This is a genomic window from Amycolatopsis alba DSM 44262 (assembly GCF_000384215.1).
Classification (GTDB): domain Bacteria; phylum Actinomycetota; class Actinomycetes; order Mycobacteriales; family Pseudonocardiaceae; genus Amycolatopsis; species Amycolatopsis alba.
Genome location: NZ_KB913032.1, coordinates 2,849,429 through 2,874,856, shown reverse-complemented (window position 1 = coordinate 2,874,856; position 25,428 = coordinate 2,849,429). Strand labels below are relative to the sequence as shown.

At 69.0% G+C, this 25,428-nt stretch carries 26 protein-coding genes; 11 read left to right on the top strand and 15 right to left on the bottom strand.

The features are described from left to right. Positions 1-43: 43 nt before the first annotated feature. Positions 44-379, bottom strand: a complete 336-nt coding sequence (locus AMYAL_RS0113485) for a hypothetical protein (protein ID WP_020631838.1) — start codon at positions 377-379, stop codon at positions 44-46. Next, a complete protein-coding gene (locus AMYAL_RS0113480) occupies positions 376-1,728 on the bottom strand; it encodes a tetratricopeptide repeat protein (RefSeq protein ID WP_093976609.1) in 1,353 nt (450 codons plus the stop codon). The genes AMYAL_RS0113485 and AMYAL_RS0113480 overlap by 4 nt, the downstream gene beginning before the upstream one ends. A 262-nt stretch (positions 1,729-1,990) precedes the next feature. Between AMYAL_RS0113480 and AMYAL_RS0113470 the strand changes: the two genes are divergently transcribed. Continuing rightward, positions 1,991-3,649 carry an AMP-binding protein gene (locus tag AMYAL_RS0113470; RefSeq protein WP_020631835.1) on the top strand — a complete coding sequence of 553 codons (1,659 nt, stop codon included), beginning with the start codon at positions 1,991-1,993 and terminating at the stop codon, positions 3,647-3,649. 101 nt (positions 3,650-3,750) lie between these two features. Beyond that, positions 3,751-4,902, top strand: a complete 1,152-nt coding sequence (locus AMYAL_RS0113465; protein WP_020631834.1) for a hypothetical protein — start codon at positions 3,751-3,753, stop codon at positions 4,900-4,902. Between the two features lie 57 nt (positions 4,903-4,959). On the opposite strand, the gene AMYAL_RS0113460 is transcribed toward AMYAL_RS0113465, so the two are convergent. Both AMYAL_RS0113460 and AMYAL_RS0113455 read right to left on the bottom strand, forming a co-directional pair. Continuing rightward, the gene (locus tag AMYAL_RS0113460) at positions 4,960-5,931 is read right to left on the bottom strand and encodes a R2-like ligand-binding oxidase (RefSeq protein ID WP_020631833.1); all 972 of its coding nucleotides are present in this window, start codon (positions 5,929-5,931) and stop codon (positions 4,960-4,962) included. Continuing rightward, positions 5,928-6,539, bottom strand: a complete 612-nt coding sequence (locus tag AMYAL_RS0113455) for a TetR/AcrR family transcriptional regulator (RefSeq protein ID WP_020631832.1) — start codon at positions 6,537-6,539, stop codon at positions 5,928-5,930. Before AMYAL_RS0113455 ends, AMYAL_RS0113460 begins: the two co-directional genes overlap by 4 nt. A 94-nt stretch (positions 6,540-6,633) precedes the next feature. Here AMYAL_RS0113455 and AMYAL_RS0113450 point away from each other — a divergent pair, with 94 nt between their 5' ends. Beyond that, positions 6,634-7,287 (top strand): HAD family hydrolase, encoded by a 654-nt coding sequence (locus AMYAL_RS0113450; protein ID WP_020631831.1) that lies wholly within the window; start codon positions 6,634-6,636, stop codon positions 7,285-7,287. Here the strand turns inward: AMYAL_RS0113450 and AMYAL_RS0113445 are convergent. Further along, positions 7,223-7,468 (bottom strand): hypothetical protein, encoded by a 246-nt coding sequence (locus tag AMYAL_RS0113445; protein WP_084702118.1) that lies wholly within the window; start codon positions 7,466-7,468, stop codon positions 7,223-7,225. The genes AMYAL_RS0113450 and AMYAL_RS0113445 overlap by 65 nt on opposite strands. Before the next feature lie 132 nt (positions 7,469-7,600). On the opposite strand from AMYAL_RS0113445, the gene AMYAL_RS0113440 reads away from it, so the two are divergent. Continuing rightward, positions 7,601-7,987: a cold-shock protein gene (locus AMYAL_RS0113440; protein ID WP_016337551.1), complete on the top strand. Its 387-nt coding sequence runs from the start codon at positions 7,601-7,603 to the stop codon at positions 7,985-7,987. A gap of 21 nt (positions 7,988-8,008) precedes the next feature. Here AMYAL_RS0113440 and AMYAL_RS0113435 read toward each other — a convergent pair whose 3' ends face one another. The 3 genes from AMYAL_RS0113435 to AMYAL_RS0113425 all read right to left on the bottom strand — a co-directional run bounded on the left by AMYAL_RS0113435 (position 8,009) and on the right by AMYAL_RS0113425 (position 11,313). Then, a complete protein-coding gene (locus AMYAL_RS0113435; RefSeq protein WP_020631828.1) occupies positions 8,009-8,473 on the bottom strand; it encodes a DUF2771 family protein in 465 nt (154 codons plus the stop codon). Between the two features lie 28 nt (positions 8,474-8,501). Beyond that, complete coding sequence (locus AMYAL_RS0113430) at positions 8,502-10,436, bottom strand: MFS transporter (RefSeq protein WP_020631827.1); 1,935 nt, start codon at positions 10,434-10,436, stop codon at positions 8,502-8,504. Positions 10,437-10,545: 109 nt separating this feature from the next. Next, positions 10,546-11,313, bottom strand: a complete 768-nt coding sequence (locus AMYAL_RS0113425) for a glutaminyl-peptide cyclotransferase (protein WP_020631826.1) — start codon at positions 11,311-11,313, stop codon at positions 10,546-10,548. Positions 11,314-11,362: 49 nt separating this feature from the next. Here AMYAL_RS0113425 and AMYAL_RS45875 point away from each other — a divergent pair, with 49 nt between their 5' ends. Both AMYAL_RS45875 and AMYAL_RS0113415 read left to right on the top strand, forming a co-directional pair. Beyond that, on the top strand, positions 11,363-12,415 hold the full coding sequence (locus AMYAL_RS45875) for a DUF3027 domain-containing protein (protein ID WP_020631825.1): 1,053 nt from the start codon (positions 11,363-11,365) through the stop codon (positions 12,413-12,415). Next, positions 12,405-15,215 carry a sacsin N-terminal ATP-binding-like domain-containing protein gene (locus tag AMYAL_RS0113415; RefSeq protein ID WP_020631824.1) on the top strand — a complete coding sequence of 937 codons (2,811 nt, stop codon included), beginning with the start codon at positions 12,405-12,407 and terminating at the stop codon, positions 15,213-15,215. The genes AMYAL_RS45875 and AMYAL_RS0113415 overlap by 11 nt, the downstream gene beginning before the upstream one ends. A 189-nt stretch (positions 15,216-15,404) precedes the next feature. Here AMYAL_RS0113415 and AMYAL_RS0113410 read toward each other — a convergent pair whose 3' ends face one another. After that, positions 15,405-15,632, bottom strand: a complete 228-nt coding sequence (locus AMYAL_RS0113410) for a DUF2530 domain-containing protein (protein WP_020631823.1) — start codon at positions 15,630-15,632, stop codon at positions 15,405-15,407. A gap of 81 nt (positions 15,633-15,713) precedes the next feature. Here AMYAL_RS0113410 and AMYAL_RS0113405 point away from each other — a divergent pair, with 81 nt between their 5' ends. From AMYAL_RS0113405 to AMYAL_RS0113390, 4 genes are all read left to right on the top strand, one after another. Continuing rightward, positions 15,714-17,171 carry an NCS2 family permease gene (locus AMYAL_RS0113405; protein ID WP_020631822.1) on the top strand — a complete coding sequence of 486 codons (1,458 nt, stop codon included), beginning with the start codon at positions 15,714-15,716 and terminating at the stop codon, positions 17,169-17,171. A gap of 67 nt (positions 17,172-17,238) precedes the next feature. After that, positions 17,239-17,670, top strand: a complete 432-nt coding sequence (locus AMYAL_RS0113400) for a MarR family winged helix-turn-helix transcriptional regulator (RefSeq protein WP_020631821.1) — start codon at positions 17,239-17,241, stop codon at positions 17,668-17,670. Between the two features lie 107 nt (positions 17,671-17,777). After that, a complete protein-coding gene (locus tag AMYAL_RS0113395) occupies positions 17,778-19,037 on the top strand; it encodes an MFS transporter (protein WP_020631820.1) in 1,260 nt (419 codons plus the stop codon). Next, entirely contained in the window at positions 19,034-19,477 is a 444-nt protein-coding gene (locus tag AMYAL_RS0113390; protein ID WP_020631819.1) for a hypothetical protein, read from the top strand. Before AMYAL_RS0113395 ends, AMYAL_RS0113390 begins: the two co-directional genes overlap by 4 nt. On the opposite strand, the gene AMYAL_RS0113385 is transcribed toward AMYAL_RS0113390, so the two are convergent. Further along, positions 19,474-20,493 carry a hypothetical protein gene (locus tag AMYAL_RS0113385; protein WP_020631818.1) on the bottom strand — a complete coding sequence of 340 codons (1,020 nt, stop codon included), beginning with the start codon at positions 20,491-20,493 and terminating at the stop codon, positions 19,474-19,476. The two genes, AMYAL_RS0113390 and AMYAL_RS0113385, sit on opposite strands and share 4 nt — an antisense overlap. Before the next feature lie 349 nt (positions 20,494-20,842). Here AMYAL_RS0113385 and AMYAL_RS0113380 point away from each other — a divergent pair, with 349 nt between their 5' ends. Then, on the top strand, positions 20,843-21,364 hold the full coding sequence (locus tag AMYAL_RS0113380) for a hypothetical protein (protein WP_039793955.1): 522 nt from the start codon (positions 20,843-20,845) through the stop codon (positions 21,362-21,364). Here the strand turns inward: AMYAL_RS0113380 and AMYAL_RS0113375 are convergent. The 5 genes from AMYAL_RS0113375 to AMYAL_RS0113355 all read right to left on the bottom strand — a co-directional run bounded on the left by AMYAL_RS0113375 (position 21,351) and on the right by AMYAL_RS0113355 (position 25,376). After that, positions 21,351-22,190: an SDR family NAD(P)-dependent oxidoreductase gene (locus tag AMYAL_RS0113375; RefSeq protein WP_026467036.1), complete on the bottom strand. Its 840-nt coding sequence runs from the start codon at positions 22,188-22,190 to the stop codon at positions 21,351-21,353. The two genes, AMYAL_RS0113380 and AMYAL_RS0113375, sit on opposite strands and share 14 nt — an antisense overlap. A 218-nt stretch (positions 22,191-22,408) precedes the next feature. Next, positions 22,409-23,167 (bottom strand): arylamine N-acetyltransferase family protein, encoded by a 759-nt coding sequence (locus AMYAL_RS0113370; protein WP_020631815.1) that lies wholly within the window; start codon positions 23,165-23,167, stop codon positions 22,409-22,411. 90 nt (positions 23,168-23,257) lie between these two features. Beyond that, positions 23,258-23,881 (bottom strand): superoxide dismutase, encoded by a 624-nt coding sequence (locus tag AMYAL_RS0113365; protein WP_020631814.1) that lies wholly within the window; start codon positions 23,879-23,881, stop codon positions 23,258-23,260. 226 nt (positions 23,882-24,107) lie between these two features. After that, complete coding sequence (locus AMYAL_RS45870; RefSeq protein ID WP_209447232.1) at positions 24,108-24,455, bottom strand: hypothetical protein; 348 nt, start codon at positions 24,453-24,455, stop codon at positions 24,108-24,110. 252 nt (positions 24,456-24,707) lie between these two features. Continuing rightward, positions 24,708-25,376, bottom strand: coding sequence for a biliverdin-producing heme oxygenase (locus tag AMYAL_RS0113355; RefSeq protein WP_020631812.1), 669 nt, complete (start codon positions 25,374-25,376; stop codon positions 24,708-24,710). Positions 25,377-25,428 lie beyond the last annotated feature (52 nt).

The window sequence follows — 25,428 nt, the reverse complement described above, 5'->3', positions numbered from 1 at the left end:
TCGGGCGCGGCCACCCCCTGGCCTCCGGGTTTTCCCCGAGGTGTCACGGACGCTTGATGTTCTTCTCGTCCGCGCCCAGCCTGACGTAGAGGTCGATCCATTGCCTGTCGACGTCGGTGACGTCGTTGCCGTCACAGTAGGGCTTGGCCCCGTTCGCGGTGTAGTAGCGAAGCAGGGCGAAGGTCTCGTCGGTGCGCCGGAGCGTGTCGTCGGTGTAGCGGGGGCCAGGTGGCCGTGGCTGGTGCTTGATGCAGGTCAGTTCGGTCATGGCGCCGTTGACGGTTTCGTCGTCGAACCGGGGGCCGGGATCGGGAGCCGTCCCGGAACACGCGGTGACGATGCCACAGAAGAACAGCGTGCCCAGGATCCGCCCGGTCATCCCGCACCGCCCAGTTTCGTCAGCGTGGCGCGTGCCGTCCGCACGTCGGTCACGGAGAAGTTCGGATTGACGCGCAGGGCATCGGCGAGTGCCTTGACGGCTTCGGCGTTCCGGCCGAGCCCGGCGAGGATCATGCCGCGGTGGTAGGCGAACGTGGCGCTGCGCCAGCCGGTGCTCGCCGCGCGGTCGGCGTAGGCCAGGGCTTCGGCGTCGCGGCCGTTGAGATGCAGCGCCCAGGCCAGTGCGTCCGCGACGAACACGGGTTGCCTGCGTCCCCACTCCGCCTGCGCGAACCGGAGCGCTTGCCCGGCGTCACCGCGATCCGCTGCGACCAGCGACGCTTCGAGGTCGACGTTCGCACCGGAGGCGACTTCGAGCCGCCGCTGTTCCTCGAACTGTTCGTAGTGACGCCTGGCGGAATCCGGGGCGCCCGCCGAGGTCAGCAGGAGCGCGTACTCACGCAGATTTCCCACGTTCGGCTGCCGGGTCACGAGATCCTGATAACCCGCGAGTGCCCGGCCGGTCTGCCCGCGCGCCGCCGCGACCTTGGCTTTTCCTTGCTGCAGAGAGGTTTCCTGGGGTGCCGCGCGCAAACCCGCGTCGAACTGGAGTTCCGCGGTTTCGAGATCCCCGTTGTCGAAGGCGAGTTCACCGAGCAGGTTGCGGCAGAACGCGACGTCACCGGGATCGGTGGCGTCCGCCAGCGCGCGATCGAGCGCGTGCCGTGCGTCGTCGACCTGGCCGTGGATTTCGAACTCGTAGGCGGCGCGGGTGAACGAGGAGACGCCCGGTTTGAGGTCGAGCATCCGCTGCAGTGTGGCGGTGGCCGCGGCGGTGTCCCCGAGCTGGGTGTAGGCGTCGTTGAGCACGCCGTAGATCTCGGCGTTGTCCGGAAGCGCGGCCCTGGCCTTCTCGCCCCAGTCGCGAGCGCCGGTGAAGTCGTGTCGCGCGTTGGCGAGCGCGCCCATGCCCGCCAGCGCGATCCCGTTGCCGTCGGGTTGCTGCGCCAAGGACTTCCGCAACGCTTCTTCGGCCTTCGGGAAGTAGGCGGGATCCGTCTTGACCCGCGACACCTCGACATAGGCGGCGCCGAGTTCGGCCCAGGTCCGAGGATCCTGCCCGCCCTTCGCCAGTTTGGCCTCCGCTGTCCGGATGGCCCTGTCGAGGGTGCTCACACCCTGCCCTCCGCCCTCGGTGACCGGAATCGGCGGATCGGCCGGAAGGAGCGTGGTGACGCCGGCGATGAGCAGGCTCGCGCCGAAGACGACCAGGAGCGTGGCCCGGCTAGGACGCCTCACGAATCGGAGGCGTCCGGTATCGGTCGTGCCTTCGAGGATGTCGCGTGACATCGGGTCTGCCTTCCGGAGAAGCGGGGGAGCGGTGGCCGCCGCGGCCGCGGCGGCCACCGGGGGGGAGGGAAATCAGCCGCCGGGTGGGTCGGCCGGCTTGGTGTCCGGCTCGCCCGCGGCGAGCACCTTGACGATGGTGCGCGCCGTCGTCAGTGGGGATGTTGTGGAACTGTTGTGACGGGATCTCTCCGCTCGCGGGTGGCCGCGGTCACGCCTCGTTCTTAGACTCGACGCGTCGCTACCGCCGAACGCAGGAGTCCCCATGTCCGACGCCCCCGCCTTGCCGAGCTACGCATCGGGAATCTCGGACACCCCGCTGCTGGGGGACACCATCGGCGACAACTTCGATCGCACCGTCGCGGCCTTCGGCGACCGGGACGCGCTCGTCGACCGCGCGGCCGGGAGGCGCTGGACCTACACCGAATTCGCCGCCGAGGTGAACGCGTTCGCGCTGGGCCTGCTGGAGCTCGGCATCACCAAGGGCGACCGCGTCGGCATCTGGTCGCCGAACCGGTGGGAGTGGACCTGCGTCCAGTACGCCACCGCGAAGATCGGCGCGATCCTGGTCAACATCAACCCCGCGTACCGCTCGCACGAACTCGAATACGTGCTGAACCAGGCCGGGATCAAGCTCATCGTCGCCGCGGAGTCGTTCAAGACCTCGGACTACGCGGGCATGATCGCCGAAGCGGGCCCGAAGTGCCCAGCGCTGGAGCACGTCGTGCTGCTCGAAAGCGCCGAGTGGATGTCACTGCTGGAGAACGGGCACGGCGCCGACCCGGCGCGGCTCGCCGAACGCCAGGGCGAGCTGTCCGCGGACGACCCGATCAACATCCAGTACACCTCCGGCACCACGGGTTTCCCCAAGGGCGCCACGCTCAGCCACCACAACATCCTCAACAACGGCTACTTCGTCGGCGAGCTCTGCAACTACACCGAAGCCGACAAGGTGTGCATCCCGGTGCCCTTCTACCACTGCTTCGGGATGGTGATGGGCAATCTCGCGGCGACGACCCACGGCGCGTGCATGGTCATCCCGGCGCCCGCCTTCGAGCCGAAGGCCACCCTCGAAGCCGTCGCGGCCGAGAAATGCACGTCCCTGTACGGCGTTCCGACGATGTTCATCGCCGAACTGGCCGACCCGGACTTCGCTTCGCACGACCTGTCCTCGCTGCGCACCGGGATCATGGCGGGCTCGCCGTGCCCGGTCGAGGTGATGAAGCAGGTCATCGAACGGATGGGCATGGCGGAGGTGTCGATCTGCTACGGCATGACCGAGACCTCGCCGGTGTCCACGCAGACCCGCGCGGACGACTCGGTGGAGCGGCGGGTGTCGACGGTCGGGCGGGTCGGGCCGCAGCTGGAGGTCAAGGTCGTCGACCCGGAGACCGGGCTGACCGTGCCCCGCGGCGAGCCGGGCGAGCTCTGCACTCGCGGCTACTCGGTGATGCTCGGCTACTGGGAGCAGCCGGACAAGACGGCCGAGGCGATCGACGCGGCGCGGTGGATGCACACGGGCGACCTCGCGATCATGGACGCCGACGGGTACGTCAACATCACCGGCCGGATCAAGGACATGGTCATCCGCGGCGGGGAAAACCTGTACCCGCGCGAGATCGAGGAGTTCCTCTACACCCATCCGGACATCCTCGACGCGCAGGTCATCGGCGTCCCGGACGTGAAGTACGGCGAGGAACTGATGGTGTGGGTGCGCATGCGCGAGGGCGTGGAGCCGCTGACGGCCGAAGCGGTGCGGGAGTTCTGCGAGGGGAAGCTGGCGCGCTACAAGATCCCGCGTTACGTCCATGTCGTCGAGGAGTTCCCGATGACGGTGACCGGCAAGGTCCGCAAGGTCGAGATGCGGGAGCGGTCGATCAGCATCCTCGGGCTGGAATCGGCGGCCGGTGCGAAGCACGCCTGACCGTGCTTTCGTCCTGAGTTGACACTTTGGGGCAACCTGTCACAGTTGCCGGGCGTGTTCCCTTCGCGGTGGATCCGAACCGCCGCGAAGGGGAGAAAGACATGTCACTCAAGCGAAGCAGAAGTGTTGTCGCCCTGGGAGTCTCACTGGCCGCCCTGCCGCTGATCGTGTCCGGGACCGCCGAGGCGAGTACCGCGGCGGGCCCGGCCGACCTCGGCACCCTGCCGGGAGACACGTTCAGCCAGGTCCTCGCGATCAACGGCGCCGGCGTCATGGTCGGTTCGTCGACACCGCTCGAACCGCAGATCAAGGACCACCCGGCGAAATGGGACGCGCGGGGCGGGATCACCGCGTTGCCCACTCTCGGCGGCGAACAGGGCAAGGCGGTCGACATCAACGACCGGGGCGTCGCGGTCGGCTGGGCGGACAAGGACGCCGCCTGGCATCGGGCCGCGGTCGCCTGGGCGCCCGACAACACGGTCACCGCGCTGCCGTACCTGGCGGGCGGGGACTACGCGGCCGCGAACGCGATCACCGAACGCGGGGTCGTCGTCGGCGCCGCGACGGCGGCGGACGGGACGACGCACGCCGTGCGGTGGAACCCGGACGGCAAGGTGGTGGATCTCGGCGGGCTGCCGGGCGGCAGGTACAGCGACGCGCGGTGGATCACCGAGGACGGCCGGACCGTCGGCGGGACGGCGCAGGACGCCGAGGGGCGCAACCACGTCGTGCGCTGGAACGTGTCCGGCGCCATCACCGACCTCTCGCCGGGCAATCCCGGCAGCACCGGGACGGACATGAACGAGTCCGGCGTGATCGTCGGGAGCGCCGCCGATTCCGCCGGGGAACAGAAACCCGTGCGCTGGGAACGCGACGGGCGGATGACGTGGCTCGACTGGCCGGAGCGGGACGCTGCCTGGGCGAACGCGGTCAACGACGCCGGAGTGGTCGCCGGTGGCGGCTATCTGGTCTTCGGCACGGACAGCCCGGCCAGGTGGAACCGGGCGGGCGCCCGGACGGTGCTTTCGACGGCGCGCGGCATGGGCAACGACGTCGATCGCGCCGGGACGGTCGTCGGGCTGGAGAACAACATCGCGACCAAGTGGGACGCCCGTGGCACGCGAACGGTCCTCGGCACGTTGCCGGGCGGCGACTACAGCACCGCGACCCGCGTCGGGGCGAACGGGACGATCATCGGTATGTCCTACAACGAGTACGGCCGCTGGCACGCCGTCTACTGGCCTGCCAGGTAAGTCCGTGAAGGCCTCCTTCCCTACCCTCAGAGTAGGGAAGGAGGCCTTCACGGCATGTCAGGCCGCGGTGTTGGCGGCAGCCGCGGCGATCGCCTTCGCGTCTTCTTCGCCGAAGGTCTCTTCGAGGTTCTCCGGCGAGTAGTCGAGGTCGATCTGCTCCACCGGCATCCCGCGCGCGGACTCGATCGCGCCGAGGCGGCGCTGCGCCCGGTCCGCCGCGTACTGGAGGATCTCCTGCGGATCGGTGTCGAACGGGACCTCGTCGAACTGGTCCTGCACCCACTGGATCATGTTGAGCGCGTGGGGAAGCAGTTCGCCCATCCGCTGCTGCACCGCGTCCCACAGCGAGTCGTCCGCGGCGACGTGACGGCGGCAGGTGAAGGTGCCCCAGGCCATGTGACGGCGTTCGTCGTCGCCGATGCGGCGCACCAGTTCCTGCATCCCCGGCAGGATGTCGTGCTGTGTGCAGATCAGCTGCCACGAGTAGTACCCGGTCAGCGCGAGACTGCCTTCGATGACGTGGTTGTAGGTGACGCTCGCGCGGATCTGGTTGAGCGGACTGGGATCCTCCTCCAGCGCGCGCAGCGATTGTGGCAGTTCCTCGTAGAAAAGCTTGCGGTAGTGCGGATTCTCCGCGACATACGGATGCAGATCCCCGGTCAGCCCGACGGCGTCCATCCAGCGGCGGAACACCTCGGTGTGCTTGGCCTCTTCGAAACAGAACTGCGTCAGGTACATCTCGTCGCCGAAGCGGCCCGTCGCGGACATCGCCCGCATGAACGGCTGGATGTCTTCGGTGACCGCCTCTTCGCCCGCGATGAACTGCGCCACCAGATACGTCGCCGACCGCTGCTGGTCCGGGTTGAGGGTCTCCCAGCCCTCGCGTTCACGGGAGAAGTCGATGTCGGCGGGGTTCCAGAACTTCTTGTTGCCCTTGACGAACAGTCGCAGCGGGAACGAGTCCCAGTTCAGCCCGCCCTTGCGCAACGAGGAGAAACCGGTCCGCAGCTCGGAAAGCGTGTCGGTCATGACGGCTCCTTCGAATCGGTGGTCAGCGCCTGGATGGACGGCGCCAGCACGGCGACGACCGAGGTCGCCGCCTCGTCGGCCGAATGGGTCGGCATGACGAGATGGGACAGGGAAAGCCGCACGACGGTCTCCGCCAGCAGCGCGGCGGACTCCGGTGAGAGCGACGGCTCGAACTCGCGGTACTGCCCGGCCGCGACCTCGGTGGCCGCGGTCAGGATCGGTTCGCCCTTGGTGGTGAGCAACGGCAGGAGGTCTTCACCGGTTCCGGTCCCCAGCGCGGCGGCGACCAGCCTGTTCTCCCGTGCGTGCTCGATCGTGTAGACGACGGCCTCGCGGATGCCGTCGAGCAGGTGCCGCGCGTGTTCGACGCGCTGCCGGATGCCTTCCAGGAACTCCGAAGTCGTCCGGAGGACAACGGCCTCGGCGAGCGCGGCCTTGTTCCCGAACTCGTTGTAGACGGTCTGCCTGCTCACCCCGGCGCGCGCGGCGACGTCCGCCATCCGCAGTGCCGTGAAGCCGCGCTCGGCGAGCAGTTCCGTGGCGGCGTCGAGTAGTGCCTCTCGCAGAGAGGCCTTGGTCCGATCGGAGAAGCTCGTGATCTCGCCCACATTTCCAGCTTGACACAGATCGCGCCCATGTCAAAGGAGTTGACGAGTACCTGTCCCGTGTAAATCAGTCGGTGGTGGCGGCTACCGTGACGGGGTGGGCATCACCGTGGGGTTCGACCTCGACATGACCTTGATCGATCCGCGGCCGGGCATGGTCGCGGTGATGAACGCGCTCGGCGCGGAATCCGGCCTGCCGCTGGACGGCGAGTTCTTCGCGGCCAACCTCGGCCCGCCACTCGACGCCAGCCTGCGCGGCTTCGGGGCGCCGGAGGAGCGCATCCCGGAGCTGGTCACGCGGTTCCGCGCGATGTACCCGGAGACCGTCGTGCCGGTCACGGTCGCGCTGCCGGGGGCGGCCGAAGCGCTGCACGCGGTCCGCGAAGCAGGCGGGCGCACGGTCGTCGTCACCGGCAAGTACGCGCCCAACGCGAAACTCCACCTGGACGCCCTCGGCCTCGAGGTCGACGTCCTGGTCGGGGAGCTGTGGTCGACGGAGAAGGCCGCCGCGCTCACCGAGCACGGCGCCGGTGTCTACGTCGGGGACCACCTCGGCGACGTCCGCGGCGCGCTGGCGGCGGGCGCGGTACCGGTCGGGGTCACGACGGGCCCGTGCACCAGGGCCGAGCTGCTCGCGGAAGGGGCCGACGTGGTGTTCGACTCGCTGACCGAGTTCCCCGCGTGGTTCAGCTCTTTCGACGGGCTTCGCGAACCAGGGCGATCAGGCCGAGGGCCAGCCCGAGCGGAGTGACGACCCCCGCCGCGGCGGACAGCCACACCGGCAGGTTCTCCAGACCGGCGGCGAACAGCACGAACACCGCCGTGACGGCGAGCATGCCCAGCGCGAACAGGCCGATGCCCACGCGCATCAGGATCGGTTTGCCGGGCTTTTCGGGGACGGCCATAGCGGCCTCCTTAACTGCGGTCTCCATGGAGCAGAGGGTATCCGCCGGTATCCGCTTCTCCGCAGGGCATGTGTCGAGATACGCTTATGGGACGCGCGCCCTGGGTACGCCCCTGGGCGCGTTCGTCGTGAGCAGGACAGCGAAGGATTGGTGAGGAAAGTGCCGACCGGCAAGGTCAAGTGGTACGACGCGGAGAAGGGTTTCGGTTTCGTCACCCAGGATGGGGGCGCCGACGTCTACATCCGTAAAGCCGCGCTGCCGCAGGGCGTCGAAGGGCTCAAGGCGGGCCAGCGCCTCGAGTTCGGTGTCGCCGACGGCCGTCGCGGCCCGCAGGCGCTCTCCGTCCGGCTGCTGGACCCGCCGCCCTCGGTCGCCGAGGCGCGCCGCCGTCCCGCCGAGGAGCTGCACGGGCTCATCGAGGACATGATCAAGCTGCTCGAGCTCAAGGTGCAGCCGGATCTGCGGCGCAACCGCTACCCGGACCGGAAGAACACCAAGCAGATCGCCGAGATCATGCGCGCCGTCGCCAGGGACCTCGATCCCTGATCGGCAGCGCGCGGGTGAGGCTCAGGCGGCCGGGGACTCGACCTGCAGCGACCAGATCGCCGTCGTGACGGCCTCCGCGTCTTCCGGACGCCCGGTCTGGCTGATCACCGAGGCCTGCGCGACCTCGACGACGAGGATCTGGTCGTCAGGCCGGGGCGTCGTCACGGTGTAGGCGAACCGGTCCAGCGACGTGATGATGTCCTGCTTCAGCTCCTGCGGCTCACCCTGGGCGTTCACGTACTGCACCGTGACCTTCCACGGCGTTTCCGCGATCCCGCTCGGCACGGAGATCTGCACCGGCTTCCCCGGCCGGACGCGCAGCTTGCCCGCGGCGTCGGGCCTGGTGGTGCACTGGGCGCTCTTGACGTCGCAGGACGCCAGCGGGGCGACGTTCACCGTCTTCCCGTCGGCGAAGAAGGTCACCTCTTCGGGGCCGGGGGCCGAGCAACCGGCCACCACGAAACCACCCGCCGCGAGCAGGGCCAAAATACGAAGTCGCCGCATACGGTGCAGATTACGAGCCCGGCCGCCACCGGGAGTCACCGGCCTCCGACGGGATGGGCGATTCGCTGGTCGGCTCCGGGCGCAGCGGCCGGTCGCCGCCGAGGCCGGGGACCAGCGAAGTGCCGCGCCGGACCATGAACGTCTGCGTGAACCCGACGGCCAGCAGGATCGACAGCACCAGGAACCCGATCCAGTACGTCGGCGGCAGCAGCAGGCCGACGGCGCCGCCGAAGCACCAGCACATCTGCAACACGGTCTCCGACCGGCCGAACGCCGACGCGCGCGACTCTTCCGGCAGGTCTTCCTGGATGACGGCGTCGAGGCTGATCTTCGCCAGCGCGCTCGCGGTCGCGCCGACGAGCGCGACGATCGCCGCCGTCGCCAGCCCGGCCGCCACGGTGGCGATGACCGACATGCCGAGGCAGGCCCCGACGCAGGCCAAGATCACTTGATCCGGTTTGCCGAAGTGCAGCCGCGAACCCAGCGCGTTCCCGAGGAACCCGCCAGCCCCGGCCGCGGCGCCGATGATGCCGAGCAGCAGCAGTTGGTTGAACGGGCTCTGCCCGCTGCCCTCGGTCTGCGCCTTCACCGCGAACGCGGAGAACATCATCAGGAACCCGGTCAGCACCCGGACGGACCCGTTGCCCCACAGCGAGACGACGATATGCCGTCCCATCGGCTGACGCTGTTTCTTGACCCGGCGCTCCGGATGCGCGGACAGCGAGGCAGGCACCTCGCCCTCGGTCTTCTCGACCCAGGACGGGATCCGCATCGACTGCACCGCCGCGGCGACGCAGATCACCATGGTGAACCACAGCGCGCCCTGCGAACCCCACAGCGCGTTGAACCCGCTCGCCAGCGCGCCGAACGCGCCGGCCGCGACCAGGCCGAACACGGTGAGCCGGGCGTTCGTCTTCGAAAGGGTGATCTCGGGCGGCAGCACGCGCGGGGTCACCGCCGATTTGAGCACGGTGAACGACTTCGACAGCACCATCATGCCCAGCGCCGCCGGGTACAGGAGCCAGTCGTCGAAGTGCAGCGCCATCACGACGGCCATCAGCGCCTGCCCCGCCGAGGACACGCACATCGCGAGCCTGCGGCCGCGCTGGATCTTGTCCAGCGCCGGGCCGATCACCGGCGCGACCAGCGCGAACGGGGCGATCGTGATGAGCAGGTAGAGCGCGACCTTGCCCTTGCTCTCCCCGCTGGTGGCGGCGAAGAACAGCGTGTTGGCCAGCGCGATCGCCATCGCGGCGTCGCTGGCGTAGTTCAGCATCACCGCGTACGTCAGCGAAGTCAGGCCCGATTTGTCGGCTCCGTCCGCCTTCGTCGCGCGCTGGAACGCGCCGACGGCCTGCCCGGTGAGCTGACGGCTGCGCATCGCCGCGACACGGGTGACCGTGATCTTCTTCGGCATCTTCGGCAGGGAGCCCGCCCGCGGCGGGACCGCGGTCGTCGGATTCTCGTGCTCGGGCTCGGGCACTTCACGCGGTTCGCCCGCGTAGCCGCCGGTGTCGTAGTGCTCGTACTCGCCGCTGCCGGGCGGCTGGTCGTCGTAGAACCCGCCCGGACGACGCCGGACTGGCTCGGTCTGCCGCTGCGAAGGATCCGGGTACGGCCGCGCGCCACGAGGAGGCGTTTGCGGTGGCCGGGGCGGCGGCGGGGGCTGGTGGTGGCCCATCGGGATCGCGCCGGTGCGCGCCTCGTCGGCGGTCGGCCCGGCCGGATGCGGCTGGTACTGGGGTTGAGGCTGGGGCTGGGGACGGGCCGCGCGCGGGGGCACCGGCTGCTGGTCGACCCTGGTCGGCGGCGGCGCGGACCAGCCGCGTGCCTGGGCGGCGCCGGGCTCCGGCGTCCACTTCCGCTTGCTCTTGCGGCCGCGCTCCTTGCCCGATCGGCCGGAACGCGTGCCGTCGGGTCCAGAGTTCGAGCCGAAGATTCCCACCAGTCAATCCTGCCTTACGCGGGCCCCGCTTCGCGCGCTCACCACTGCTTTCTCCATCCATGCCCCCGCCGCCACCCTCAAAGGAGAAGCAAAGCTTCGCTGTTTTGGCCTAATTCGCGACGAACTTCACCCGGAACATCTTGGGCCAGAGCTTGCCGGTGATCAGGAATTCGCCGGTCCCCGGCACCGCCGCGATGCCGTTGAGGACGTCGGCGGAACCCCGTTCCTCGGGAGTGAGAAGCCCCGAAGCGTCGATCTCGCCGGTGACCCGCCCGGACGCGGCGTCGATCCGCAGGATCCGGTCGGTCTGCCAGACGTTCGCGTACACCGAGTCCCCGACGCACTCCAGTTCGTTCAGCTGGTCGCGCCCGACGTCGACGCTGCCCGTCGGCGCGAAGGACACGGGGTCGCGGAAGGTCAGCTTCGCCGAGCCGTCGCTCATCACCAGCTGCCCGGTGCCCTCCCGGTGGCACAGGCCCCAGCCTTCGCCGGTGTAGGGCACGCGCCTGCGTTCAGCCAGGGTCTTGGCGTCGCGTTCGATCGCGACGCCGTCCTGCCAGGTGATCTGCCAGGCCGTCGGCCCGAGCACGGTGATGCCCTCGCCGAAGAGCCCCGGCAGCTCCTGCCGGACCGACGGCGCCGCGCCCGCGGGCCCGGCCCGCATCGAAGACTTCCCGACCAGGCCGGTCCCCTCGTACAGCGTCTCGCCGGAGAACTCGAGCCCCTGGGTGAAGGCGGCAGGGTCGTGGGGGAGTGTCGAGAGCACTTGCACCTTGAGTTTCTCCGGCGCGGGCGGGGCCGCGTCGCTCACCGGCGCGGCGGCGCAGCCACCGAGGACGGCGGCGAGGAGGAGCGAGGCGGTCATCAGCGTGCGCACGCGGACAGCCTGACACGGACCGCGATATCGCGTGCGGCAGAATGGGGGCATGACCCTGCTGTTGACCCTGGACGACGGCTCTATCCAGCGCAAACTCGCCGAGGCGGTCGATCTGGCCCGCGCGGCGGTGCTGGAGGACGCCGGTGCCGAACAGGTCGGCGCGCACGTCGGCGTGGACTCAGAGGACGCGGTTTCCGCGAGTCACCTCTTCGAGGCCACCGTGACGGGGTATCGCGGCTGGCGCTGGTCGGTGACCGTCGCGCTCGCGGGCGAGGACGAGCCGATCACGGTCAGCGAAGTCGTGCTCATCCCCGGCCCGGACGCGCGCGTCGCGCCGGCGTGGGTGCCGTGGGATCGCCGCGTCCAGGCGGGTGACCTCGGCGTCGGCGACATCTTCCCGGTGGAGAAGGACGACCCGCGGCTCGCCCCGGCGTACCTGGAGTCCGACGATCCCGCGGTCGAAGCGGTCGCCAAGGAGACCGGTCTCGGCCGGGTCCACGTGCTGTCCCGGCACGGCAGGCTCGACGCCGCCGCTCGCTGGCACAGCGGCGAATTCGGCCCGCGTTCGGACATGGCGCGCAGCGCGCCGGACGTCTGCGGGAGCTGCGGGTTCTTCGTTTCGCTCGCGGGGTCGCTCAGCGCGGCCTTCGGCGCGTGCACCAACGACATCTCCCCGGCGGACGGCCACGTCGTCGACATCGAGTACGGCTGCGGCGCGCACTCCGAGATCGAGGTCGAGGTGACCTCGTCGGTGCCGGTGGCGGAACTGGTCTACGACGACTCGCTGATGGACTTCGAGGCCGCGCCCGCCGAGCCCGAAGCTGCCGAAACCGAGACTGCTGAGACCGAGACCTCCGAGCCCGAGGCCGTCGAAACCGAGACCGCTGAGACCGCGCCCGCCGAGCCCGAGGCCGTCGAAACCGAGGTCGCCGAGGTCACTGCGACCGCCGAGACCGCCGACACCGCTGAGGTTTCCGACACCGCTGAGACCGCCGAAGCCACGGTCGTCGACGAGTCCGAGGCCCCGGTGGCCGAGGTGCCCGAGACCGCCGAGGTCCAGCCGGAGGTCGCGCCCGAGGCCGAAAGCGCCAGTGAGCACTGACCCGTTCGGCACGGAGCGGTTACGCGCCGCCGTCCTGCGCGCGTGGGCGGATTCGCCGACGCGATTCACCGAAGACACCAACACCGAGAACGACCTGCGCGTCGGCGGCTACCGGGACCGGCTGTTCGTCGAACTGGCGCAGAACGCCGCCGACGCCGCGCTGGCTGCCGGTGCCCGCGGCACACTTCGGGTGTCCGTTGTGGACGGTGAGCTGAGGTTCGCCAACACGGGCGCGCCCCTGGACGCCCGCGGCGTCGAATCCCTTGCCTCCCTTCGTGCTTCCGGCAAGGGCGAAGAGACTGTCGGCCGGTTCGGCGTCGGGTTCGCCGCCGTGCTCACGGTTTCCGCCGAACCGCGGATCGTCTCGGCGACCGGCGGGGTCGCGTTCTCCGCGGAACGCACGCGAGCCGAATCCGGCCGCACCGGCGACGTTCCCGTGCTCCGGCTTCCGTGGCCGGTCTCGGACGGCGAACCCCCGTTGCCGGAAGGCTTCACCACCGAGGTCCGGCTTCCGGTGCGCGAGGGCGTCGACGTCCCCGCACTGCTGGCGGATCTGAAGAACGACATCGGCGACCTTCTGCTCACGCTGCCCTGGCTGGAGAGCATCGAGGTCGAAGGCGGTGCCTGGCGTCGTACGGACGTCGGCGACGGCGTCGTCGAGCTCTCGTCGCCGGACGGTTCCGCGGAGCACTGGCAGGTCCATCGCGGCGACGTCGTCTGGGCGGTCCCGCTGGACGCGTCCGGTTCGCCGCGGCCGCTCACGGACGACGTCCTGCACGCGCCGACGCCCACCGACGACGAGCTTTCCCTGCCCGCGAGGCTGATCGCGACGCTGCCGATCGAGCCGTCCCGCCGTCGCGCGCTGCCGGGTCCGGACCTGACGGCGGCCCTGAAGAACGCCGCGCGCGAGTACGTCGCCCTCGTTTGTTCCTTGCCTGCCAAGGAACGTCTGACGCTCGTGCCCGGCGCGACCTTCCCGCGTTCCACTGTGGACGGAACGCTGCGGGAAGCGATCCTCGAAAACCTCGCCGACCTTCCCTGGCTTCCCGCGCAAGAAGGTGACGACGTGCCGGGGCGCCGGGCGCGCGTCCTGTCGGTCGACGTGCCGGGTCTCTCGCCGCTGCTGGCCGACCTCGTGCCAGGGCTGATTTCACTGTCCGGTGTGGACCTTCGCGCCGTGGGCGCACAGTCACTCTCGCCTGCCGAGGCCATCGAGCTGCTGACCGGCGCCCAGCGCGAGCCCTCCTGGTGGCGCTCGCTCTACGACGTGCTGCTCCCGGCGCTCGAAGCCCACGACCTCACCAAGGACGACCTCGGCGCCTTGCCGGTGCCGATGTCGGACGGCCGCACCCTGCCCGGCGTGCGCGACGCGTTGCTCGTCGGCGGCTCGGCGGAACTGCTCGAACTACTGTCCGATGTGGACATCATCGGCCTGCGGCTCGTACATCCGGCCGCCGCGCATCCGCTGCTGGAACGCTTGGGCGCCAAGCATGCCGAGGCGAGCGACCTGCTCGAAGCCGACGCGCTGAGCGCGGCTGTCGAGCGCAGTGTCGAAGACGTCCGGTCCGGTTTGGACGGTATGGCCCTCGCGGGCGCGGTGCTCCGCCTGATCGCCGAGGTCGGCGACGAAGCCCCCGGCTGGGCGGGTGCGCTGGCACTGCCGGGCGAAGATGGCTGGCGGCGCGCGGACGAACTCGTCCTGCCCACGTCGCCGCTGGGCGACATCTTCGATCCCGAGGTGTTCGAGGAAGACGGCGCCTTGTCCGTGCTGGACGAGGAATTCGCCGAAGACTGGCCGGTCACCACGCTCGTCGCGGTCGGCGTCCTCGATTCCTTCGCGGTCATCACCGACGACGAACCGCTGGAGCCCGAGCACGGCCTGCCCGACGAGCACGACTGGTGGGACGCGCGGGAGCGGCCGCCGTCGCGGGTGCTCGCCGTGCGAGACCTCGACCTCGTCGGTGACGACGCCTGGCCGGAAGCGCTGCGCCTGCTCGCGGCCCGTCCCGAAACCTGGCGGGCCCTCACCGAACCCGGTGGGCACACCGGCTGGTGGCTCGCGCGGTACGCGTTGCTGGACGGGCATGTCCCGCTGGATTGGCGCATGCCGGAAGCGGCCACGCTGGCCGGGCTCTACGACGTCGTCCCGGATTCGGGGCTGAGCAAGGAGATCCTGCTCGCCGCCGGGGTGCGGACCGAGCTGGGAACGGACGCCGAAGACGTCGAAGATCTCTTGGAACGGCTGGGCGATCCCGAGCGCAAGGTGAGCCCTGGCCTCGCGTCCCGCGTGCACGCGGCGCTTGCCGAGTACACAGTGGACGTTCCGGCGCCGGATCGCGTCCGGGCCGCGGACGGTTCGGCCGTCGACGCTCGCGATGCCGTCGTGCTCGACGTGCCGTGGTTCGCCGCCGTGCTGACCCCGGAACGGATGGTCGTCGCGGCGAGCGGCGCCGTCGCGCTGGCGGAATTGCTGGACCTGCCGGTGGCGAGCGGTCTCGACGCCAAGGTCACCGAAGACGGCGAGTACGTGCCGTGGACGGAGCTGTCCGCGCTGCGGATGGCCGCCGATCAGCTGGGCGTCGAACTGCCCGACGGCGGAGTGCTGCTGCACGAGGCGCTGTCGGTGACTTTCGAGGACGCGGAGCGTGAGGTCGCCTGGTGGTCCGACGGCAGGCTGCACGCCGCAGACACCCCGGAAGGTCTGGGCCGGGCCTTCGCCTGGGCGACAGACCGCTGGGCCGACCGGCACATCCTCACGGCCCTGCTCGAAGACCCCTCACCCTCGGCGCTCCTGAACTAGCGGTGCTGGGCGCGAAAACTCGTTGAGAGGTAAGGCAAAGGTGTCGTGCTGCCGCACTCACCCGCGCTCCGGCTGCTGATGTCGCGAAAGCCACTTTCGGGACGTCAGACGTCCCGAAAGTGGCTTTCGCGACACCCGCCGGCCCACGGGGCCACCGGTGGGAGGTGTTGCGTAGGGCACGCGAGAAGGTCAGAGCCGCTGGGCGCTCTTCGAGCCGCGCCGCGCCGCCGCGCGCTGCCAGGCGATGATCGCGAGGCCGATGAAGCCGAGCACGAGGCCGGAGAGCGCCGTCTGCACCCAGATGCCGTCGGTCACAAAGAACAGGACCACGGTCGCGACCGCCCAGAGCGCTGTCCCTACGATCACGACCGGCGTCAGGTCGGTCAGCCGCTTCGGCAGCTCCGGCGTTGGCCGCAATGAACCGTTTACTTCCCCGGAATTGATCGATTCGCCCACGTGGGGAAGGGTACCCGGCAACGGGCGAAGGGTTGGTACGTGATGGCGGAGCAGCGCACCCGGTCCACACTGGACCGGTTCTTCAAGATCAGTGAGCGCGGCTCGACACCGGGGCGGGAGATCCGCGGCGGGATCGTCACCTTCTTCACGATGGCGTACATCGTCGTCCTCAACCCGTTGATCATCGGCAGCTTCGCCGCGGACGACGCGGGCGCGCACAAGGACGTCCTCGGCAACATCCTCCCCGTCCCGCAGGTCGCGGCGGTGACCGCGCTGGTCGCCGGGGTGCTGACCATCATCATGGGGCTGGTCGCGAACTATCCGTTCGCCATCGCCACCGGGCTCGGCATCAACAGCCTGATCGCGGTCACTTTCGCCTCGCAGATGACCTGGCCGGAGGCGATGGGCCTGGTGGTGATCGAGGGCCTGGTCATCGTGCTGCTGGTGTTCGCCGGGATCCGGACGGCGGTGTTCAACGCCGTGCCCGCCCCGCTCAAATCGGCCATCGCCGTCGGCATCGGCCTGTTCATCTGCCTGATCGGCCTGGTCGACGCCGGCTTCGTCCGCCGTGTCCCGGACGCCGCGAAGACCACCGTGCCGGTCGGGCTCGGCATCAACGGCTCGATCGCGTCGTGGCCGACGCTGGTGTTCGTCGTCGGCCTGCTGGTGACCGGCATCCTGGTGGCGAAGCGGGTCAAGGGCGCGATCCTGATCGGTGTGCTCGCCTCGACCGTGCTGGCGATCGTCGTCGAGGCGATCACCAAGGTCGGCCCGTCGAAGGGCGTCAACCCGCAGGGCTGGAACCTCGGCTACCCGGCGCTGCCGGATCAGGTCCTCGGCCTGCCGGATCTGTCGCTGGTCGGTGAGGTCTCCTTCGGCGCCTGGACGCGGTTGCCGATCATCACCGTCGTGTTGCTGGTGTTCACCCTGGTGCTGGCGGACTTCTTCGACACCATGGGCTCGATGACCGGGCTGGCGAAGGAGGGCGGGCTCCTTCCTGAGGACGGCAAACTTCCGAACGTCGGCAAGGCGCTGTTCGTCGACGGCACCGCCGCGGTCGCGGGTGGTTTCGCGTCGTCGAGTTCGAACACCGTCTTCGTCGAGTCCGCGTCCGGTATCGCCGAGGGCGCCAGGACCGGGCTCGCGAACGTCGTCACCGGCGTGCTCTTCATCGCGGCCATGTTCCTGACCCCGCTCTACCAGGTGGTGCCGGTCGAGGCGGCCGCTCCCGCCCTGGTCGTCGTGGGCGCGCTGATGATGAGCCAGGTCAAGGAGATCGACTTCGCCGACTTCACCGTCGCCCTGCCCGCGTTCCTGACCATCGTGGTCATGCCGTTCACGTACTCGATCGCGAACGGCATCGGCGCCGGTTTCGTCAGCTACGTCGTACTCCGCGCGGTCTCCGGCCGGGCGAAGGGCATCCACCCGCTGATGTGGGCCATCGCCGCCATGTTCGTGGCGTATTTCGCGGTCGGCCCGATCCAAGCCGCGTTCAACTGACCAGCGGTTATGTCACCCGTGGGTGATCTCACCCGACGATGATCCGATCGTGAGGTATGCTAACTATATGTCCGGAGACACGCACGAGCGCTCATTGGCGAGCCGCCTGCGTCTCGCGGTGGTGCGGCTCAACCGGCGGCTGAGGGCACAGCGCGCCAGCGACGGTATCTCGCTGACGCAGGTGTCCGCGCTGTCGACGCTGCACAAATGCGGTGCGCTGACCCCTGGCCAGCTCGCCGCGAAGGAAGGCGTCCAGCCGCCCTCGATGACGAGGGTGATCGCCGCGCTCGAGGAAATGGGTTACGTCGAGCGCAGGCCGCATCCGACGGACGGCCGTCAGGCCATCGTCGAATTGTCCGGCCGCGGCCGGGCCTACGTGATCGAGCAGATCACCGCGCGCGAGATCTGGCTGGACAAGCAATTGGCGGAGTTGAGCGCGGAGGAACGCGAAGTGCTCTCTCGCGCCGCCGAGATCATCGACAGGATGGCGGGGAACTAACAGCGGTGACGACCACGGGTAACGAAACACAGTGTCCTTCCAAGACCACCGTTACCCGGAAACCCGCTCCACCTCCACCACCCGCGCCGGAGAAGCCGCGCGGGAGCATGTTCTCCTCGCTGAAGGTCCGTAACTACCGGCTCTTCTTCACCGGCCAGGTCATCTCGAACATCGGCACCTGGATGCAGCGCATCGCGCAGGACTGGCTGGTGTTCACGCTCAGCGGCAACGACCCGATCGCGCTCGGCATCGCGGTCGCGCTCCAGTTCGCGCCGACGCTGTTCCTCTCGCTGTGGGCCGGGGTGCTGGCCGACCGGGTCGACAAGCGTCGGCTGCTGATCGGCATCCAGATCGTCGTGCTGGCGCAGGCGATCGTCCTCGGCGCGCTCGACCTGAGCGGGATCGCGGCGCTCTGGCACGTCTATCTCCTCTGCTTCACGCTGGGCTGTACGGCTTCGCTGGAGGTGCCGGCGCGGCAGTCGTTCGTCGCCGAGATGGTCGGCAGGGACAAGGTCACCAACGCCGTCGCGCTCAACTCCTCGATCTTCAACATGGCCCGCATCGTCGGCCCGGCCATCGCCGGCTTCGCGATCACCTGGGTCGGCACCGGCTGGCTGTTCATGGCGAACGCGGTGAGCACGGGCGCCGTCATCACCGCGCTGGTGATGATGAACCCGGACAAGCTGTTCCGCGGCCCGGCGATCCCGCGCGAGAAGGGGCAGCTCGTCGAAGGGCTGCGGTACGTCCGGCGGCGCAGTGACCTGATGACCGTGATGGTGCTGGTGTTCTTCGTGAGCACGTTCGGCATCACGTACTTCACCTCGCTGCCGATCGTCGCCGCGAACGTCTTCCACACCAACGCCGACGGTTACGGCCTGCTGTCGACGCTGGTCGCCGTCGGCACCTTCACCGGTGCGCTGATGTCGGCCCGCCGCAACACCCGCGGCGGTCCTCGCGTGCGGCTGCTGCTGATCTCGGCGTTCCTGCTCGGCGCGTTCGAGGTGATCACCGCGTTCATGCCGACGTACCTGACCTTCGGCCTCGCGCTGATCCCGCTCGGCTTCGCCACTATCACGTTCCTGAACACGGCGAACGCGCTGGTGCAGACGGCGGTCAGCCCGGAGATGCGCGGCCGCGTGATGGGCCTGTACGTGCTGGTGCTGATCGGCGGGAACCCCATCGGCGGACCGATGACCGGCTGGATGGCCGACGCTTTCGGTGGCCGTTCGCCGTTCTACATCGGCGGCGCGATTTCGGCGATCGCCGCGATAGCGTGTGCCGTGGTGCTGATCCGGCGCGGCGGGGTGAGCCTGCCGGTGCGGCGGTTCGGCAACGGGCTGCGCGTGCTGAAGAGGGAGCGAGTGTGAACAGACTTGGTGTCGAACCGTCGGTGACCCGGTGGACCGACGGCGAGGCCCGGTTCCTGGACTGGACGATCGACGGCGTCGCGCTGCGTGACATGGAGCCCACGCAGCACCAGACGCCGTTGTTCCTGGACGACGACAGGTGGCGCGAAACCGCCGTCGAGACGCTTTGTCGCCTGCTCGGCGATCTGCCGGGCGATTTCGACGACGGACGGGTCGCGTTGCTGGTCTGCCCGGCGTGCGGTGACCTCGGCTGCGGAAGCTACAGCGTCGAGGTCGTCTTCGGCGATGACGTGGTCGAGTGGCGGGCTTTCGGCTGGCAGACGGACTACGAACCTTTCGAGGACTCGGAAGTCTCGGAGGACGACTTCACCGGCGCCCGTTTCGAGCGGAAGGCGTACGAGACCCTTCTCCGTGACCTCCTGTCGAACTACCGCGCCTAGCGGCCGAGCAACGGCGGCACCATCTTCTCGGCGAGTGCCTGGAGATCGCCGGTGCCCTTGAACTTCAGCGTCTTCCCGTCCGGATCGTCGGTGAGCTGCACGATGACGCCCCGCCCGTCGACCTGGGCAGGCAGCCCGGCGATGGTCGTGCTCGGGACGACGACCGCGGAATGCTCGCTGTAGTCCGCGGTCACGCCGTTCAGTACGCACGAGGCGAAGAAGGTCGGTTTCGCCTTGTCGGCGGGGACGCCGAGCGCGCGGCCGAGTTCCCCGCACAACAGCCAGGACATCACCGGCAGCGGCTTGTCCTTGAGCGGTCCGGCTTCGACCTGCTGGGGCGCGATCTCGCCGTCCTCGCCGATTTTCGGCAACGACGGACCGGGCGGCATCGCGCCCGCGATCAACGCCTCGGCGAGTGCCCTCGCCTTGCCGTCGGTCTCGGGCGGGGTGACGATCCTGCTGCGGACGGCGACGTTGAGCACCGGCGAGGCGCCGTTGTGCGGCGCGACCTCGACCAGCTCGACGCTCAGGCTGGTGCCGCCCTTGTCGGTGGCGATCACCGCGAGCTTGCCCGCGACGGTGGTCCTGGTCGGCAGGCCGCGACTCGTGTCCTCGGGTAGCGCGGGGATCATCTGCGCGCTGACGTCGAGCTGCGCGGTGACCGCGTGACAGGCCCCGCCCGCCTCCCGGAGCGTGCGGCCGCCGAGGATCTCCTCCCAGCGTTGCTCCGGGATCGCCTGGCACAGCACCTGCGCGCCGGTTTCGCCGGTCAGCGCGGCCACCATCTCACCCGTCGGCATCTGGACCGGGCGGAGCGCGTTCTCGGCTTTGTCCGGCCAGACGTCGGGGAGTTTGCCTTCCGCGCCGGTGTCGTCGCCCCTGTTCAGCAGGGTGATCACCACGAAGATGACCACGCCGAAAAGCAGCAGGACACTGGTCAGCGCGCAGCCCGCCCAGATCCACATCGGACGGTCGGTCTTGCGGGCGATGGCGCGATAGTCGTTCGGGGTGGCCACGGGGTGAAGCTAGCTTCTCGGGGGCCCGCTGTCCGCCGAAACGCCAACCCGATGGGGGACTCGTGGGTGGTAAGGACGGTTATTGAGGGGTAGGGCAAAGGCTGCGCCATGTCTGAGCCCGCAGTGCGCGAAGGCGTGACTCGCGTGATCAGGAACGGATCTCGCGTGATCAGACGGCGAACACTGTGATCGCCGTCTGATCACGCGAGTTACGTCTCTGATCACGTGTGTTCGCCGTCTGATCACGAGTGATCGCCCATCTCGCCTGATCACGAGCCCCTCTGGAGGGGGAGCATGAAGGACCGCCAGAGGGAGCCGCTCCGAAGATCATCCGACGAGGCTTCAAGGCATGAACAGCGCAGCGTTCCGAAGCGTGCCAGGAGTGCCCAGGTGGGCGAAGTGGTCGGCCCACACCGTCGCCCTGGTGAACATCCCGTCCGGCGTCTGGCGGCTCGGGCTCGCCGCCGGGATCCCGTTCGGGCTGGCACAGTCCGAAATGGACGCGATGAAAACGCCAGGGTGGGGATCGCTCTACCTGGTGTTCCTCGCCGTGTTCTCCGAAGCCGTCGCTTTCCTGGCCCTCGGCCTCGTCCAGTCGTGGGGTGAGACCTGGCCGCGCTGGATCCCTTTCGTGGGCGGCAAAACCGTTACCGCGCGCAAGGTCGTGATGGTCTCCTCGCTCGGAGTCCTGGCCACGACGATCTACGCAGCCCTATTCGTCTACACGACTTTCAACGCCGACATGGCGGGCGAGCCCTGGGCGGACTGGCTGATCGCCGTCGTCTACCTGCCGCTGCTGCTCTGGGGACCGCTGCTCGCCGCGGTGACGTGGCACTATCACCGGCGACGGGGAGCGGCTACTTCCATCTAGCTGCGGGAGGCGGCTCCAGCGCCTCCCGCAGCTCGCCGCCCACCGCGTCCGCGATGTCTTCGACGGTCCACGCATCGCGTTCGAGGACCGGATCCTTGATCGCGGTCTGGCGGAGGACGCACAGGATGTCGCCGCGGAACCGCAGGATCTGCCCGGTGACGCCCGCCGAAAGGTCGCTGAGCAGGTACGTCACCAGCGGGGCCACCCGTTCCGGTGTGTGCTCCGGGGTCTGGACGACGCTCGGGTCGTTCCGGGCCATGCGCGTCCAGGCCACCGGCGCGACGGCGTTGACCCGGATCCCGTGCCCGGCCAGGTCGACGGCCCAGGAAGCGGTCATGGACGCGACGGCGCCCTTCGAGGCCGAGTACGCGGCCGCGCGCCGCTGGCCGATCATCGAGCCGGAGCCCACGTTCACGATCACGCCGCCGCCGCGCTCGCACATCACCCCGGCCGCCGCGGTCCCGCAGAACAGCGTGCCCAGCACGTTGACCTCGACCACCTCGCGCATCTTGACCGGATCGTCGGCCCACGGCTCGGCGCGGTAGTTGACTCCGGCGTTGTTGACCAGGCCGTCGAGCGTGCCGAACTCGGTGACGCACTGGTCGATCAGTCCGGCGGCCGAGCCGGCTTCGGCGACCGAGTGTCCATTCGCGACGGCGCGTCCGCCGAGCGACCGGATCTCCCCGGCGACTTCCCGCGCGAGGTCGCCGTCCACGTCGTTCACGACGACGGCGGCCCCGTGCGAAGCGGCGTGATGCGCGAAAGCCCTGCCCAGACCCTGTCCAGCGCCGGTGATCACCACGGCTTTACCGCTCAGATGGCTCATGGACCCAGTGTGCCGTCACTCGAAAGAGTGAGATCGGCGTCTCTCGGGCGAACCCCTTGCCGGGGTAGATGAGGTTAGGCTAACCTCATACATGTCCGCTTCGTGGTGGGAGCGGCAGTCAGTTCGGGAACGGACGAAGCCCCGCAACCGGGTCACCCCCGGCGGCGGGGCTTCGTTCATTCCGGGGGGTTCATGGTCGATGACCGGCGTCGATCAGGTCAAGGCCGTTCCGGCACTCGGGTGAGTTCGATCCCGAACTCCTTCCGGTAGGTGTCCAGGATCGCCTGATCACTCGAAAGCCCGGTCTCCTCGCGGACGCCGTGCGTTGTCACGATCAGCTTGTCACCCGTGAGGGTGACCCGGCCGTGCTTGCCCGGCAGTGAACAGGTCGGCCCCCGCGTGAAATGCGAGTCCGGCGACGTCGCCTGCCAGAACGCCGTCGGGACGAACTCGTCCAGCGCCCGAGTCCGCGGCTCGATCCGGTACTGGGGTTCGCCGTCCCGGAGGACGTCGACGTCGCCGTAGGGCGCGTCGAGGAACAGGAACTCGCCATCAGGGTCGGCCTGCGCCTCGGTGGCGGACAGCCTCAGCGGGAACCGGCTGAACCGGCCGAAGCCGACGTCGGCCAGCCACGGCTCGTCCAGTTCGACACGGATGGCCGCGTGGTCGAACGGCGGTCCGAGGGCGCCGCCCGGCCCGAACACCTTCGCCGACTTCAGGGAGACGTCGAAACCCAGTTCCCGCAGCAAGGCGGCGAAGAGCCCGTTGAGCTCGTAACAGAAACCGCCGCGCCGCCGCCGCACGATCTTGTCGAACAGCGCTTCGGTGTCCAGGACGATCGGTTCGCCGAGGTGGATGCTCAGATTCTCGAACGGGACCACCGCGAGGTGACGCTCCTGCAGCATCCGCAGCGCGGTGACGTCCGCGGTGGCGGGGCGGTCCAGCCCGAGGCGATCGAGGTATGCGGCGACGTCCATGCGACCACCTTGGCACCTCGACTTCGCTGGAGGTCAAGCAACGAAAAACGGGGCCCTCCCGGCAGGAGAGCCCCGATTCGTGGTGGGAAATCAGCCGAGCAGCAGGCCGTTGCCACCGGCGACGGCGTTGTCGAACCGCTTGGAGATCTCGGCCCAGTTGAAGATGTTCCAGAGGGCCTCGACGTACTTCGGCTTCACGTTCTTGTAGTCCAGGTAGAACGCGTGCTCCCAGACGTCGACCAGCAGGATCGGCGTGGTCGGCAGGACCAGGTTGTTGTGATGGTCGCGCAGCTGCTGGGTGATCAGCGTCTTGCCGATCGGGTCCCAGGAGAGCGCGGCCCAGCCGTTGCCCTGGATCGTGGTGGCGACCGCGGTGAACTGCGCCTTGAACTTGTCGAAGGAGCCGAACGCCTCGTCGATCGCGGAGGCCAGCTCGCCGGTCGGCTTGTCGCCGCCTTCCGGGGAGAGGATCTTCCACCACACGACGTGGTTGGCGTGCCCGGCAAGGTGGAACGCCAGCGTGGTCTGCAGGCCGACGATGTCACCGAAGTTGCCGGCGTCACGGGCTTCGGCGATCTTGTCGAGCGTGTCGTTCGCGCCCTTGACGTAGGTCGCGTGGTGCTTGCTGTGGTGCAGCTCGTTGATCTCGCCCGAGATGTGCGGCGCCAGAGCGCTGTAGTCATAGTCGAGATCGGGGAGCACGTAGCGGGCCATCGGCCCTCCTTCTGTCTTCGACACAAGCTTCCAAGGACGAACTTAGTCGTCTTCACCCGTTTGCGGCGACCGGGGGCGCCGCGTTTCTCCCCAGGTGGAACGACTCGTTCTCAGCGGCTGTACCCGGTGGGGCCACCGCCTGAAACCCACCCTGCTAGCTCCAGTTAGCTGGAGGTCAAGGGGATGTGACGCCGGTCATCGAAGGAGGGCCGATGACTCTTTCAGCTCAGGAGAAGGAGACCGGGATGAAGACGTCCGAGTTCCGGTCGTTCGAGGCGAAGTGATCGCGGCGCGAGATGATCGCGCACGTCACCGAGGGATTCGAGCAGTCGAGGCCGTTGTTGACCTCGGCGATCTTGATCTGCGTCGTGAACGTGCCGTTCGCGGCGATCGGCGAGGAGCCGCCGGGGAAATTGGTGACCCAGGCGGACGGGCCGACGCCGGTGCCGCCCTGGCCGTCGCCGCCCGCGCACGGGCTCGGTTTGGTGCCGGACTGCTCCTGGTGCTGGTGGTCAGGCGCAGGCCGGCGTAGCGCTCGTGAGTGGTGAGGTCGGTCGAGAACCGTCCTCACCACTCACGAGACGGATCTAAGACTGGCCGTTTCGCGTGATTGGCCGGACGGCACGTGTGACTGGATGGACGACACTCGTGATTGAACGGACGACACGCGCGCGGCCGGGCGACGCAGCGAGACGTCCCTCCAAACACGAGTGTCGTCCATCCAGTCACGCGAGTCGTCCCGCCAGTCACACGACACCGCCACCCACGCACCGCTGTAGGTACCTAAGACACCCCTCGGCCCTAACCGTCTTCACCACTCACGAGGTCAGGCGGCCCGGTACGAGTCCAGCTCGGTCGCCAGCTCGTCGAACACCGCGATGTTGCACTCGAAGGCCACGATCGCCTCCTCGATCAGCTTCGCGCGCTCGTCCTCGCTCCACGGGGCCGAGTTCAGCCGTTCGCGGTAGTCGTCCCGGAACTTGGGCGCGCTGCCCAGCAGATTGAAGTGGTAGAACAGCGATCCCGCCTCGCGCACCTCGTACTTGCGCTCCAGCAGCCGCCGGATGACCTGCCCGCCGGCGATGTCGCCCAGGTAGCGGGTGTAGTGGTGGGCGACGAAGCCGCCGGACCAGTCCGACGCCTCGGCCACGCGCCGCGCGTAGCGCTCGGTCGAGGGCAGCGGGCGGACGGTTTCGCGCCAGTCCGGGCCGACGAGGTGTTCGAGGTCGCGTTCGAGGCTCGGCAGCCGCCGGAGTTCCTCGAAGACGAACTTGCCCGCCACCGGGTCCTTCGCCAGCTTGTCGGCGGCGCGCTCGATGGCCTGGTAGATGAAGTAGTACTGGACGGCCAGCCGGGTGTACCCCTCGAGCGAGAGCTCGCCGCCGAGCAGCGCGTTCATGTACTCGGAGTGGTTGGCCCGCTCGTGGGCGGCCATGGTGGAGGCGCGCAGGTTCGCGGAGAACGGCCCGGATGCGACGTCGGTGGTCACCGGCATGGACAGAGCCTCCAAGCATCGATCTGACATGCTGTCAGAAAGAGCGTAAGGC